Annotated in this window: 9 protein-coding genes; all 9 read right to left on the bottom strand. The window is 70.4% G+C overall.

Features of this window, described 5'->3' with window-relative positions; all coding sequences use genetic code 11:
- Position 1: 1 nt before the first annotated feature.
- The 9 genes from FXF65_RS16080 to FXF65_RS16120 all read right to left on the bottom strand — a co-directional run bounded on the left by FXF65_RS16080 (position 2) and on the right by FXF65_RS16120 (position 12,760).
- Complete coding sequence (locus tag FXF65_RS16080) at positions 2 to 4,588, bottom strand: DUF6603 domain-containing protein (protein WP_148350770.1); 4,587 nt, start codon at positions 4,586 to 4,588, stop codon at positions 2 to 4.
- Positions 4,589 to 4,595: 7 nt separating this feature from the next.
- Positions 4,596 to 6,458, bottom strand: a complete 1,863-nt coding sequence (locus tag FXF65_RS16085; RefSeq protein WP_187412329.1) for a S8 family serine peptidase — start codon at positions 6,456 to 6,458, stop codon at positions 4,596 to 4,598.
- A gap of 231 nt (positions 6,459 to 6,689) precedes the next feature.
- Entirely contained in the window at positions 6,690 to 8,033 is a 1,344-nt protein-coding gene (locus tag FXF65_RS16090) for an FAD-binding oxidoreductase (protein WP_148350772.1), read from the bottom strand.
- A gap of 127 nt (positions 8,034 to 8,160) precedes the next feature.
- Positions 8,161 to 8,775 (bottom strand): DUF4360 domain-containing protein, encoded by a 615-nt coding sequence (locus FXF65_RS16095; protein ID WP_222868587.1) that lies wholly within the window; start codon positions 8,773 to 8,775, stop codon positions 8,161 to 8,163.
- Positions 8,776 to 8,936: 161 nt separating this feature from the next.
- Entirely contained in the window at positions 8,937 to 10,538 is a 1,602-nt protein-coding gene (locus tag FXF65_RS16100) for a helix-turn-helix domain-containing protein (protein WP_148350774.1), read from the bottom strand.
- 155 nt (positions 10,539 to 10,693) lie between these two features.
- Complete coding sequence (locus tag FXF65_RS16105; RefSeq protein ID WP_148350775.1) at positions 10,694 to 11,710, bottom strand: aromatic/alkene monooxygenase hydroxylase subunit beta; 1,017 nt, start codon at positions 11,708 to 11,710, stop codon at positions 10,694 to 10,696.
- Between the two features lie 25 nt (positions 11,711 to 11,735).
- Positions 11,736 to 12,044: an MmoB/DmpM family protein gene (locus FXF65_RS16110; RefSeq protein WP_148350776.1), complete on the bottom strand. Its 309-nt coding sequence runs from the start codon at positions 12,042 to 12,044 to the stop codon at positions 11,736 to 11,738.
- Between the two features lie 13 nt (positions 12,045 to 12,057).
- Complete coding sequence (locus FXF65_RS16115; protein WP_148350777.1) at positions 12,058 to 12,411, bottom strand: Rieske 2Fe-2S domain-containing protein; 354 nt, start codon at positions 12,409 to 12,411, stop codon at positions 12,058 to 12,060.
- 70 nt (positions 12,412 to 12,481) lie between these two features.
- Positions 12,482 to 12,760 (bottom strand): toluene-4-monooxygenase system B family protein, encoded by a 279-nt coding sequence (locus FXF65_RS16120; protein ID WP_148350778.1) that lies wholly within the window; start codon positions 12,758 to 12,760, stop codon positions 12,482 to 12,484.
- Positions 12,761 to 12,797 lie beyond the last annotated feature (37 nt).

Genomic DNA, 12,797 nt, shown 5'->3' on the forward strand with positions numbered 1-12,797 from the left:
CTCAGGGGAGGTAGATCTCGGCGGTGGCGGCGAGTTCGGCGGGATCGGGGCCGGGCGCGGCGGCCCCGGCCAGGGCCAGGCCGCCCGCCACGAGCACCCGGCCGTCCGCCAGGTCGACGGCCGGGAAGTCCCAGCGGCCGGTGGCCAGGGGGCCGGTGGACGTCCAGGCGCCGGAGCCGGGGTCGAAGACGACGACGACGCGGTAACCGGCGGTCGCGCGGGGCCGTCCGGTCCCGCCGATCACGACGACACCGGCCGGTGTCAGGACGCTGCGGTGCCCGCTGCGTCCGCCGCCGGGGAGGTCGGCTACGCGCGTCCAGGCGCCGGTGTCCGGGTCGTACAGTTCGGCGGACGCCAGGCCGTCCACGCGGTACGGCACGGTGGGCACCGCGTCTCCCCCGGTCACCAGCACCCGGCCGTCGCTCAGCACGGTCGCCCGGTGGCCCTTCCGTGGCGTGATCAGGCTGCCGGTAGGCGTCCACGTCCTGGCGGCCGGGTCGTAGATCTCGCAGAACGCGAGGGCGCGCTCGCCCTCCCCGGTCGGCAGGGCGCCGCCGATGACGAGCACCTTGCCGCCGATCGACACCGCCTGGTGGCCGGTGCGGGCGCAGCCCATCGGCGCGACCTCGGCCCAGGTCGCGGTGTCGGGGTCGTACAGCTCGGCCGACGCGAGCGCTGCGCCACGGGCGCCGGTGCCGCCCGCGACGAGCAGCCCGTCACCCGTCGCCGTGGCGGAATGGCCGTGCCTGGCGGTGTGCAGGCCCTGCGGAGTGCTCCAGGCGGCGGCCACCGGCTCGAACACCTCGGCCGAGGCCAGCGGCGCGCCGTCGGCGCCGAGCCCGCCCGCGACCACGACCCGGCCGTCCGCGAGTTTCGTCGTCGTGTGCCGCCGCCTGGCCGTCGCCAGCGGCGGGATCGCGTCCGCCCAGGCGGCCGCGACCGGGTCGTACAGCGCGGCGCTCGCCACGGCCTTCCCGGTGGCGTCGGCGCCGCCCGCGACGAGCACCTTGCCGCCGGTCAGCCGGACCGCGTCGGCGCCCGAGACTGCGGACGGCGGCGGGCTCGCCGCGGTCCACGTCCCCGGCTGGGCCGCCGCGCCCCCGCCGACCTCGGCCTGCGGCAGGACGTGCACCTGCCCGGCGAGGCTCGCGTCCGCGCGGATCCAGTCGGCCATGACGTCGGCGGCGGTCGCCGCGCTGCGGAAGCTCGACGTGGTGGAGCCCGTCGCGACGGGCGGGAACGCCTGCCGGTTGTTGCGCCGGTAGGCGACGACGAAGCGGTCGCCGGTGACGCGCACGGTCTCGTCCACCGGGAAGGGCTGCCGCAGCCGCGCCTCCCGCTGCGAGAGCGGCGAACGGGCGGTGCTGCTGCCCTCCAGCAGTTGACCGAACACCGCCGGAGGCGGGCTGTAGAGCTTCGGCGCGCGGCGGGCAGAGGGGGCTTCCGCGGCCATGCGTGCCGCGGCCGGTCTCGGCGGCCTGCTGTCGATGATGTGCATCTCGTAGCGGGCGCTGCGCCGGACCACACGCGGCGAGGCGATCGCGCCCTTCTCGGCGGTCAGCTCGATCCCGGCGTCCTGCTTCTCGTAAGCGGGACGGGACAGCTTCGCCGCGTCGTCCATGTCCTGGAACTGGGCCATGGCGAACTGGTCGTCGGTGACCGACGCCCGCTCCAGTCCGCTGCCCGCGACCGGCGCGACGCTGAACCGCTTGCCGTCGCTCGGACGCTGCGCGCCGACCCGGTCGATCCGGACGTCGAGCGGGACGGCCCGCTGATGGATGAACAGCGTGCCCAGCGGATGCAGCACCAGCTCGTCGCCCTCGGGCAACTGGCGCAGCGTGACCAGCGGGTTGGTGCCGCCCGCCGGGAGCCTGGTCTGCCAGCCCTCGGGCTTGCGGACCTCGCGCTCCAGCAGTTCGAGCACCGCGACCGGCGGCAGCGTGGTGGTGCGCTCCTCGCCCCACGAGATGTCGAAGTCGGCGGAGATCTCGAAGAACAGCAGGGAGATCGAGCCGCGGCCGTGCGCCCGCCACGGCGACGGGCCCTCCAACTGGAAGCGCAGGTCGATGCTGAACAGGCCGACCCCGAACGCCTTCAGCGAGATGCCCGCGGATATCTCGATGACGAACGCGAACGGCGAGAACCGGAAGAGCGCGTCGAAGGCGAGGTGCCCTTCCAGACCGAAGTCGTCGAAGCCGAGCCGCAGTTCCGCCTTCGCGCCGAACTGGGCCGTGTTGCTCGTGACGGCGAAATAGCCGGACACCCGGATGAGGCGTCCCGGCGCGTTCAGGATGTCCAGCGACACGCGCGGCGGGATCGGGAACGGCAGCGGCGGCGGCTTGAACGACGGGTGGAACCCGCCGACCGAGAGGACGAAGTCGGGGTTGTCGCCCATGTTGATGAGCAGGCCCATCCCGCCGTCGATGGTGATGGTCAGGACGCGGGAGTCGACCAGCTGCGCGTAGAACCACAGCCGCGACTTGTCGACCTCGAACGCGCCGATGAAGTTGACCTGGAGCTTGAGCAGCGGCACGTCCTGGCTCGGCAGTATGCATTTCAGCACGCCGAGAATGGCGATGTTGCCCGGCGGGATCTCGACGATCACCCCGAGCGAGACGCTGACCAGCGTCGGCGTGCCCCAGCCGATCTTCGCCATGGGCCCGACGAGGAACCGGCCGTCCTCCGGCGGGAAGAACCTCCGCAGGTCGCTGATGATGCGCGGCGCGTTCGCGACCACGTCGCGCGGGAACATCACGGACTCGATCGCCCCGCTCGCCACCCCTTCGACGAGCGCCGCGAGGTCCATCCGGCGGTTCAGGCCGAGGATGCCGCCGACGGCGAGCAGGGTGAACCCGAACCCGAGCTGGATCCCGCCCCCGCCGAACTCGGCGGTGAGGACGATCAGCAGCGAGAACCCGGGCCTGCCGTCGGGCATCCGCGTGCTGATCAGCCCGATCGCCTTGACCTCGATGAAGCCGGCGAATTCGAGCTCCAGCGCCCCGGAGTACTCACCCCGGTCCGGGTCGAAGGACAGGTAGCCGCCGCCCACCACGATCCCGGTGTCGATCTCCAGGCCGACGCCCTTCGGCGGCTTGAAGCCGAGCGCGAAGTCGACCGGGCCGAGGTTGCCGCCCCCGGCGGGGAAGCGCGGCTCGGCGACGATCCCGATGCGCTCGACCGACGCCTGGATCGGCCCGAGCGCGCCCTTGAAGTCGGTGGACACCTCGATCGGCAGGGAGCCGTCGGCGGGCAGGCCGACGCTCAGGTGCAGTGTGGTGATCTCCAGCGGGCCGAGTCTCAGGTGCAGGGGCAGCGCGAGTTCGAGCGTCTCGCTGCCCTCCAGCCGGACACCGGCCGACGGCGTCCACAGCAGCCGCAGGTCGACCCCGGTCTCGAACCTCGCGCCGACGAGCTTGCCGATGAAGCCGTCCGCGCCGGACAGGTCGATGACCAGGTGACCGCCGGTGACCTCCACCTGGGCGGACGGCTCGGCCGTCGCGGTGCCGTCCGCGCTCGCCTTGGCGTTGAGCGACAGCGCGAGGCTCGCCGTCTCGACGGTCAGGCCGCCGAGCCGCGTGTCGCCGAGGACGGTGATCGGCTCACCGGCCTTGCCCACGGTGAACGCGGCAGTGGCGTTGAGCGCGGCCGAGGGCGCGCCCTGCGGGGGCACGATCGTCACGTCCAGCGCGGGTGAAAGGCGCACCTCCGAGCCCGCGGTGACCGTGCCGTCGACGCCGACGCTGAACACGGTGCGTTCGCCGAGCGGGAACTTCTGCGTCGCCTTGCCGGTGATGCCGATCCGGGTCGGGAAGGCGAGGCCGCCGTCGCGCACGCCGACGATGAGGCCCGGCCCGATCAGGACGGCGCCCACGCCGCCCGCGCCGGTGGCGATGTAGGAACGGTCGAGGCGGTCGTCCCCGGTGTCGAGCAGTTGGGCGAGGAGTTGGAGCAGCACCTTCCCGTCGAAGCCGGGTGTGCCGAGGCCGTAGGCGTCGCGGAGCAGCGTCAGCGGCTGGCCGAGGAAGCGTCCGATCCGGTCCCAGCGGATCGTCCACGAGAAGTGCGGCGGGAACATGGGGTCGACCGGGTCGCCCGGGACGTCGAGCCCTTCGAGCAGCCCGGACACGGTGAGCAGCATCGTGAACTTGGGCAGCCGCACCCGTAACCGGTCGACGATCAGACGGGTGACGATCCGGCCGGGCAGACCGTTCAGCAGCGCCTGGGCTCGGACGCGCTGCGCGGGCGTGACCGAGGGCGAGTTCAGCGCCGCCGTCACGCCGGTCTGCACGCTCGCCAGCCCGGTCAGGACGGCGTCGATCCGCTGTGCGACCGACGCCCCGTTGGCCGTGATCCCGATCGAGTCGTCGACCTTGATCGCCACGTTCAGCGCGATGACGAAGTTGCCGAGGTCCTCGACCGCGCGGGCCGTGTCGGCGGCGGCGCCCGCGAGCCCGGCGAGCGCGTCGTCGTTGATCGCGACCCCGAACTCGGCGAGCAGTTCGCCCGGATCGGCGAGGGCCTCGGCAAGCGGCAGCAGGGCGTCGCCGATCAGCGCCGCCAGCCGTTCGAACGTTCCCGCCTCGCTCATGACGCGCTCACGGGGTCGCCGCCAGCGCGGCGGCCGCGTCGAGCTTGCCCGCGCCCCACACCGCGTTGGGCAGGACGAGGTCGGGCGGGATGTGGTCCTTCTTCGTCGTCGCGGCGAGGATCCGCTGCACGTCGCGGTAGGTGAGCGTCGGGTTCTTCTGGAACATCAGCGCGATGACTCCCGTCACGTGCGGTGCGGCCTGGCTCGTCCCGGAGAAGATGACGTGGCGGCCGAGCAGCCAGCCGCCGAAGCGGGCCTTGATGTCGTCCGGGTGCGTCTCCTGCGAGGTCGCGGACGAGATGATCCGGCGGCCGGGCGCGACGAGGTGGGGCCGGACGCGATCGGGCGGCACCCCGGACGCGCTGTCCAGGCCGCGGCTCGAACCCTCCGCGATCGAGCCGTAGGCGCTGAAGTTGGCCCCCGGCTCGGACACGTACGCGCCGACCGCGACGACGCTGCGGGCCGTGGACGGCGAGGTCACGGTGTTGTCGGTGATGTTGTCGCCGAACGCGAGCTGCGGCCAGAGGTCGAGGTTCTCCCGCTCGACCCACACGTCGACCGTCGCCGCCGCGCCGCCGATCTCGTGCAGCTCGATCGTCCACGTCCCCTTGCGGACGGGGCCCTTGAGCGTGACGTCGATCTTGCGTTTGCCGTTGTTCGGGTCGGGCTGCGGCGGGGACACCACGGTCGCGACCGGCGTCCCGCCGATGGAGATCACGCTCTGCTGGCCGGGCTGCGTCCACGCGCTCGGGGTCGACCGCGGCGGCGTGACACGCAACTCGATCCGCGCCGCGCCGTCGTACCAGAAGTAGAGCTGGTCGTCGACGCGGTCGTCGGACAGCTTGGTGCCGTTGGGAAAGACGATCTCTTCGACTTCCAAGCGGAACGACACGTTGGCGAAGGCGTTGATGTTCTTGCGGCCGTGGCGGCGGGCGTCGCCCTCGTTCCCGGCGGAGACCACGATCGCGCGCCCGGGAATGGGATTGCCGTTCGCGTCGTGCATGAGCTTGTCGATCGCCAGCTCAAGCGCGGACGATCCGTCGCGCGCCCCCTCGTGCGTGCCGAAGCTCATGTTGATGACGCAGGGGACGCCTCCGGGCCCGCGCTGCGACGCGATCTGGTGGAACAGCGCGACCGCTTCGCTGACGGCCCTGCTGGAGACGAGCGTGGCCGAATTGGCGAAGACGATGTCCGCCTCGGGTGCGACGCCTACGAAAGTGAACGGCGCGAAGAGGCCGTCCCTTCCCGACCCGTTGCCCGCGGCGATACCGGCGACGTGCGTGCCGTGGTCGAACTCGGCGCTCGTCCAGATCGCGCCGATGCGGTTGTTGGCGACGACGTCTGCGACGGCGGCCTCGTCCCACCAGACTCCGTAGTTGAACCCGGCGGGATATCCGAATCCGCTCGGCGGCTTCTGCCCGGCACTGGGAGTGGAGAACTGGTCCCAGTAACCGATGAGGCGCGACTTCGGCGGGGTTATGTTCGGAACGTTGAAAGTGGGATGGACAACGGTAAGGCGATTGTCGATGACGCCGACGAGGACGCCTTTCCCGGTAAGGCCGGGCACGCCGCCCGCATTGTACGGCGGCGAACTCGCGCGGAGCGTGGTGGCCTTGATCTCGCCCATGCTGCGGTCGATGTGCAGCCGCGTGCGCGCCGACGCGGCGACCCAGCGGACGCCGGCCGTCGCGGCGAGCCCGCCGACGTAGGCGAGGGCGATCGACCCGGTGACGAGGTCGCCGTGGACGTGCCCCGTGTCGAGACCGGCTTCGGCCAACGCCTTGGGATCTCCGTCGAAAGTGACGAACACGTCGATTCGATCGTCGGGGTCGGCGCCGTTCTCCTCCCAGTCGAGAAGGGCGCGAAGCACCTCCGCGTCGCAGTTCGGACCCGCCGTCGGAGTCGACGTCGAGGTAATCGCCGCTAAACGATCAATATTGCCGGATCCGCCGCCAACCGCCATGCCGGCCCCCTTCGCCCGCGCCCCGCTCGAAAGGTGCCACAGAAAGCATTCGGGTGACAGATCGTGGCCGGACTCGGCCTCTCCGTAGTCCATCTGCGGCCAGGGCCGGGCGGGCGGCGGCGACCTCGGTGTTCTCCTTCAGGAGGGGATGACGTTGTGCGTACGTCGGAAAACGTTGGCGGGGTCGTAACGGCCCTTGACCGCGGCAAGGCGCCGGTAGGTGTCCGGCGGGTAGACGGCGGTGACGTCCGCGGGCTCGGCCGAGCCCAGGAATCCGACATAGGCGCCCGAGCCCAGCGCGTTCACCCGCGACCAGCGGCGCAGCGCCTGCTCCCGCAGGCCGGGCGGCGCCGCGTCCGGGATCACGAAGGCGGCCGCGGCCATGACCTCGGCGTCCCGGTGGGCGAAGGCCGTCGCGTCCTGGCCGACGCGCGCGACCGCGCCGCCCATGGCGCGCAGCGAGACCGCCGCTCCGCCGCCGTCGAACAGCTCGTCGACGGCGGCGATGCGCGCGTCGTCGAACGTGGTGAAGAAGGTGTTGCGCACCTCCATGCGCAGTCCGGGGGGCATCGACGTGACGTCTTCGAGAATGTCGGCGTAGGGCATGGCCTTGATGCCGTCGGAGGTGACCGGGGCGAGTGCCCTGAACGGACGCAGCGCCTCCTCCGCCTCGTCGCCGTCCGGACCGGCGTAGCAGCACGCCAGCGTGACGGTTCCGGCATGGCCCGGCATCGCGGGCATGAAGCTGAGCGCCGTGGTCAGCCTCTCGTCGCTCGCGCGCATCAGGTCGCGCCAACCCGCGATGAGTTCCGGCAGGTCACCGGCCCGATAGGTGATCATTCCGAAGTGCACGGAGGTGACCGGGTGGGCGATGAAGTCGAAGCCGACCGCGACGCCGAAGTTGCCGCCGCCGCCGCGCAGCGCCCAGAACAGGTCGGCGTGCTCGACGGCGTCCGCGCCGATCAGCCGGCCGTCGGCGGTGACGACCTGGACCGCCGCCAGGCTGTCGATGGCCAGCCCGTGCCTGCGCACCATCCAGCCGATGCCGCCGCCGAGCGTCAGGCCGCCGACGCCGACCTGCCTGGTGTCTCCGGCGGTCAGCCCCAGCCCGTGCGGGCGCAGGGCGTCGGCCACCGCGCCCCAGGTCGCGCCCGCGCCGACGCGCACCCGCCCGGAGGACGGGTCCAGCAGGCGCACGTCGCTGATCCGCCGCGTGTCGATGACCAGGCCGTCGCTGCTCGCGCTCAGCCCCGCCATGCTGTGCCCGCCGGACCGCACCGTCACGGCGAGCCCGGCGTCGGCCGCGTAACGCAGCGCCGCCGCGACCCCGGCCGCGTCGCGCGGACGGACCACCAGGTCGGGCGTGCCCTTCGCGAACAGGGTCGTCGCGGACTCGGCGTAGCCGTCGTCGCCCGGCGCCAGCACCTCGGCGGCCGTGTCGAGCGTTACGGACGGACGTTCACTGCTTGAAATCTGTGTCATGGGGCGATGGTGCCGACCGCATGACTAATCGGTCGTCGCGCACAGGGCGTGTATTTCCCCTGCTCCGCGCGCAGTCACCCTGAGTTCGCGTACTGCGGTGAGAGTAGGCGGCAATCGTTAGGCAGACTCAGCGCGGGCAGTTCTTCCAGGTGAGCTCGTAGAGGATCCGGGGGCCGTCGCTGAGGGAGTCCATCGAGACGAAGCTGGTCTTGGACGGGTCCGAAGTTCCCTTGTCGACACGCAGTTCGGTGGTGAGAACAAGCTTGCGCTGCTCGCCGCAGGGCTGGAAGAGGAGTTTGTCCGCCGGCTCCTGGTAGGAGACTATCCAGTCGTCGTCGTGGGGACCGTTCAAAGTCTGCGCGACCATCCCGTTCCCAGGCAGACCCTGGAAGTAATGGCCGAATTTCAGGGTGGCGTTCGCACCGCTCTCCAGCGTGGCCCAGATCGGATGGTACGACGACGAGATGGCGTAGGTGACGTCTTGCGGCGCGGTCAACTGCAGGGAGACTTGGCAGTTCTTGCGGGCGTCGACCGGTCTCGACGAACCGCCCGCCTGCGCGAGGTAATCGCCGTAGTTCACCGAGAGCTTTCCATCGTCCCGCGCATCCGCCCAGACGGTGCCGACCGGGCACCCCGCACCGTTGACCGTCGCGACCTCGACTTTGAACTTGATCGGGTCGTGAGCGTCCCGTGATCCGGCGGCGGCCGGGGCGACCGGCACCGCGGTGACGGCGAGCGCCACGGCGGCTAAGACGGAAACGGAATTCCTTCTGCGCATGCGATTCCTCTTCACGTGAAATGGAGGCACCAGACGGCGCCCGAAAAGGCAGCCCAACGCCGACCTCAACCGGAGGCTAACTTCGGCGCCGATCACTATCAACGGCCTTTATTCAACTTCCCGGGCTACCCCAGGGCGGCGTCGATGTGAGTGGTGGTCCGGGGTTCGTTGAGGGTGAAGACGGAGCCCGCCCTGTTGCGGGCGATGACCTGGACGGCGAGGAAGACGTCCACGATGGTCGGCAGTGAGCGCAGCGATCCGCCGATCAGTTCTTCGGCCCGGCTGATCCGGTACCGCACCGAGTTGGGGTGGATGGTCAACTCGTTCGCGGTGTCGTTGATGCTGAGATTGTTCCGCAGGTAGACGATCAGCGTTTCGAGGAGATGGTCGCTGCCCTCCAATTTGGAGAGCAGGTCGTGCGAGCGCCTTATCAACTGGTCTTCGTCGGCGGTGCTGATCGCGATGTCGGCGACGGCGAAGTCCTCGAAGCGCTGCACGGCGGGGACGTCGGTCGCGCGGGTCAGGGCCAGGCGCGCGTCCCGGTAGCTGTTGCCGATCAGATCCAGCGACGCCACTTTCCGGCCGATCCCCGCCGACGCCTGGAGGCCGCGAGCGCTGAGGACGCTGACGGCCTCGTCGACGAGACGGGTGTCGGAGCATTGCAGGAGCACGACGGCAACGCCCTCGTGCGAGCCGACGAGGTGCGGTGACGAGGAATTGGAGACGAGTCCGCGCAGGATCTGCGTGACGTCCCTCAACTGCTGCGAATGCAGTTCGGGGTCGAGCCGGCGCTGGCTCCAGTTCGGCAGGGCGACGGCGGCGACGAAGCAGGGGCCGTGCGGCTCGAATCCGAACCGGCGAACATGGTCCCAGCCGAACTTCTCGTAGCCGTTGTTCGACACCAGCCGTTGCAGGACGTCGGCCCGCTGCAGCGCCTCCTCGGTCGCGGCGGCGCGGCGGCTGAGCGCGATCACGTCGAGCAGCTGCTCGACGGTGGTGATCAACTGGGACACGATCTCCTGCGACGTCGGGTGGCCGCGCCGCGCCAGCACGATCCAGCGGTGCGCCTCCTCCGGCCCGCTGATCAGGGAGGCCACGACGTACCACTGCCCGACGGTGAACTGCTGCCGTTCCTGCGACGACTTGTCGATGCGCTGCCAGATGACGTTCGTCGGCCCGTCGCCCGTGGCCGCGAGGAGCCGCCCGTCGGGGTAGTAGAGGATCACCGTGCTGTTGACGAGCGCGCCGAGGCGGCGCAGCAGCGAGTCCGTCGGGTCGGGCGTCGACACGGCGGCGATGAGGCTCGACTGCAACGTGAGCAACTGCTGGTAGAGGACGAGTTCACTGCGCGCGACGCGCTCGTTGACGGCGTCCTTGATGGAGCGCAGCGACGCGTTGGCCGGGGCCGAGAGCAGCGGCAGGTCGTGGGCCGAGGCGGCCTCCACGATGGCCGCGGGCAGCCGGGCGGCGTCCGCCGCCAGCGTGTGGACGATGCCGACCGCGCCCGCCGTCTTCGCGGCGGCGACGAGCGCCTCCGCACCGCCCGGACTCGCGCCCGCGGGCAGCCCGCTGGTGAGCAGCAGCACCGCGCGATGCTCGGCCGCGGGAAGTTGCCCCAGTTGCAGCACCTCGGCGCGGGCTATCTCCGCGGACGTGGCGCGGTTGCCCCCGGCCTTCAGTTCGAGGCCGAGATCGACGTTGCGTTGCAGGTCTCCGATTGTGAACATCGCACTCGTCCTAAACGACACGTTGACGGGAGCGCATCCGACACTCTACGGCGTCGCAGCCGGTTTGTTCCATCCCGAAATCGCTGGTCAGAAGCCTGATGTGCGAGGGGCGACCGGACCGGCCCCGGCGACGCGGGCCGGTCCGGCGCGTCCGCTCATCCGACGGCGGCTGGCTCCTCGACGAGAGAGGCGCGGGCGCTCGCGACCGTCCTCTTCACCTCCGCACCGAGATCGCTGCCGGGCACCAGTGCCTGGCAGTAGGCGTCGATGGCCTTGTCGCCGAGCGCGCTCCACTTGTCGAGCCAACCGCGGATCAGATCGCGGTTCGCCTTTCCATGGCCGTCCGACTGCAAGGCGTACTCGACGAGCGCGTGCGACCATTTCTGGGTGCGGTCGCTGTCGACGAGCTGGGCGCGGCACAGCAGTGCGAGCAGCGTGTCGCCGTTCTCCTGCGCGACGGCGGAAAGGGCCCGCAGCATCGCCGCGTCGATCGCGGGCCGGGCCACGAGATTCACCGCGACGAACTGCTCGGCCCAGTCCCAGGCGACGAGGGCGCGCTCCATCAGCTCCCGGAATCCCTGCCACGCCTCGTCGTCCTCCCAGCGGGCGCGTTCACCGCTGCCGAAACCGGCCGAGGGGTGGGCGGCGGCGAGTTCAGCCGTCCGGTAGGCGACGCGGGAGACCCAGCGCAGATGGTCGCCCGACTCGAAGATGAAGCAGTTCTCGATCGTGCTGGACGGGGCGAGCGCAGCGAGATAGGCGGTCGACATCTGCACCGTGTGCAGCAGGTAGCGGCTCGGCGTGTAAAGGCGCGCCAGTTGCGCGACCCATTCGTCGGACAGCCCACTGTCGTGCTCGTTCTTGCTGTGGTCGTCGAGCAGGCCGTCGACGTGCGACTCCTGCCCGTCCTGGATCATGTTGTAGGTCCGGTAGACGAGCTGGTCGGGGTCCCGGAAACCGTCCCAGTCGGCGTGCCTGAGCGGTGATTCGTTGCGGTATTTGACGTACCACTTGCTCAGCGGGACGTCCGGCCCCATGGCCCAGGGGGCGTCGTCGTCGGTGCTCCAGAGGAGCTTGGTGGAGACGATCTCGTACTCGGTCGGACGGCGCCGGTTCTTCGCGAGATGGCTCCACGTCTTCAACGGCTTGGCGACATCGTTGGCATCGCTCATGATTCTCTCCTAATTGTGAGTGCCGTCAGGACTTCGTCATGAAGTACCAACGCATGTACTCGTCGTGCGTCTCGATCTGACCCGAGTAGCCGGTCAGATTGATCTCCAGCTCCTGCATGGAGAACGCCCGGCCGAGCAGCGTTTCCATCGTCTGGCGGCGGATCACGAGGCCGCCGTCCGCCTCGACGCGCACATAGGTCCGGTGATCGTCGACGACGATCTCCTTCTCCGGGTTGTCGAGTTCGATCGCCTCGACGGCCACGACCGAGATCTCGCCGCCGCGCAGCAGCGGGCCCGCGAAATTCGATCTGTCCTGCACCGTGGTGGTGGTCATCATTTCTCCTGTTTCAGGCGTGGGAATGCTTCGGTTCGATCCCCTCGACCGAGACGAGCACGGCGCCGCCGTCGACCTTGACCGGATACCGGGCCAGTTCCGCGTCGTCGGGATTCACGCTGCGTCCCGAGAAGGCGTCGAACTCCCAGAGATGGGCGCCGCAGGTCAGGATCGTGCCGTCGAACTCGCCTTTTTCGAGCGGATGCTCCTGATGCGGGCAGTTCTTCTGCAGGGCGCAGATGTCACCGTCGTCGGTGCGCAGCAGCAGCACCTCGACTCCGGCCACCGAGCAGAGCCGCATCTCCCCTGCCCACAGGTCGTCCTCCGCGCAAACCTCATGGAATTCAGCTTCCGGCGCCGATGTCATCCGCGCCCACCACCTTCCGAGCGCCGGTCCGCCGGCCTTTCGCGGAAAGTGCCGGCGGACCCGGCGCGTCTCATTGGTCCTGCGGCACGAAGACGTCGATCTGCTGGAAGTGCCGGAGCCCGGCCTCCTCGACCGTCATCGTCCGGGGGAACGGCTCCGCGTCGTCGGTGTCGGTCGTCGGGCGGACGAGCAGCGTCGCGCCCGGCTTCGGGTGGCGGGCCTGGTAACCCACCGCTGGGGCGAGGCACGCCTCCACGACCTGGTCCATCGTGAAGCCGGTCTCGACGTCGATGATCCGGGTGTGCGCGTCGTACTGAAGCCGTCCGATCACCGCAAGGGGCTTCGACATCTCGGACTCCTCTCGTTCTTTGAGGTGATGGGAACGC

This window comes from Actinomadura syzygii, from assembly GCF_008085905.1.
GTDB classification, from domain to species: domain Bacteria; phylum Actinomycetota; class Actinomycetes; order Streptosporangiales; family Streptosporangiaceae; genus Spirillospora; species Spirillospora syzygii.

What these genes read in the sequence shown, in the direction of transcription:
- FXF65_RS16120 (WP_148350778.1), bottom strand. Translation starts at nt 12,760, where the DNA reads ATGTCGAAGCCCCTTGCGGTGATCGGACGGCTTCAGTACGACGCGCAC.
- FXF65_RS16090 (WP_148350772.1), bottom strand. Translation starts at nt 8,033, where the DNA reads ATGACACAGATTTCAAGCAGTGAACGTCCGTCCGTAACGCTCGACACG.
- FXF65_RS16080 (WP_148350770.1), bottom strand. Translation starts at nt 4,588, where the DNA reads ATGAGCGAGGCGGGAACGTTCGAACGGCTGGCGGCGCTGATCGGCGAC.
- FXF65_RS16115 (WP_148350777.1), bottom strand. Translation starts at nt 12,411, where the DNA reads ATGACATCGGCGCCGGAAGCTGAATTCCATGAGGTTTGCGCGGAGGAC.
- FXF65_RS16110 (WP_148350776.1), bottom strand. Translation starts at nt 12,044, where the DNA reads ATGACCACCACCACGGTGCAGGACAGATCGAATTTCGCGGGCCCGCTG.
- FXF65_RS16100 (WP_148350774.1), bottom strand. Translation starts at nt 10,538, where the DNA reads ATGTTCACAATCGGAGACCTGCAACGCAACGTCGATCTCGGCCTCGAA.
- FXF65_RS16105 (WP_148350775.1), bottom strand. Translation starts at nt 11,710, where the DNA reads ATGAGCGATGCCAACGATGTCGCCAAGCCGTTGAAGACGTGGAGCCAT.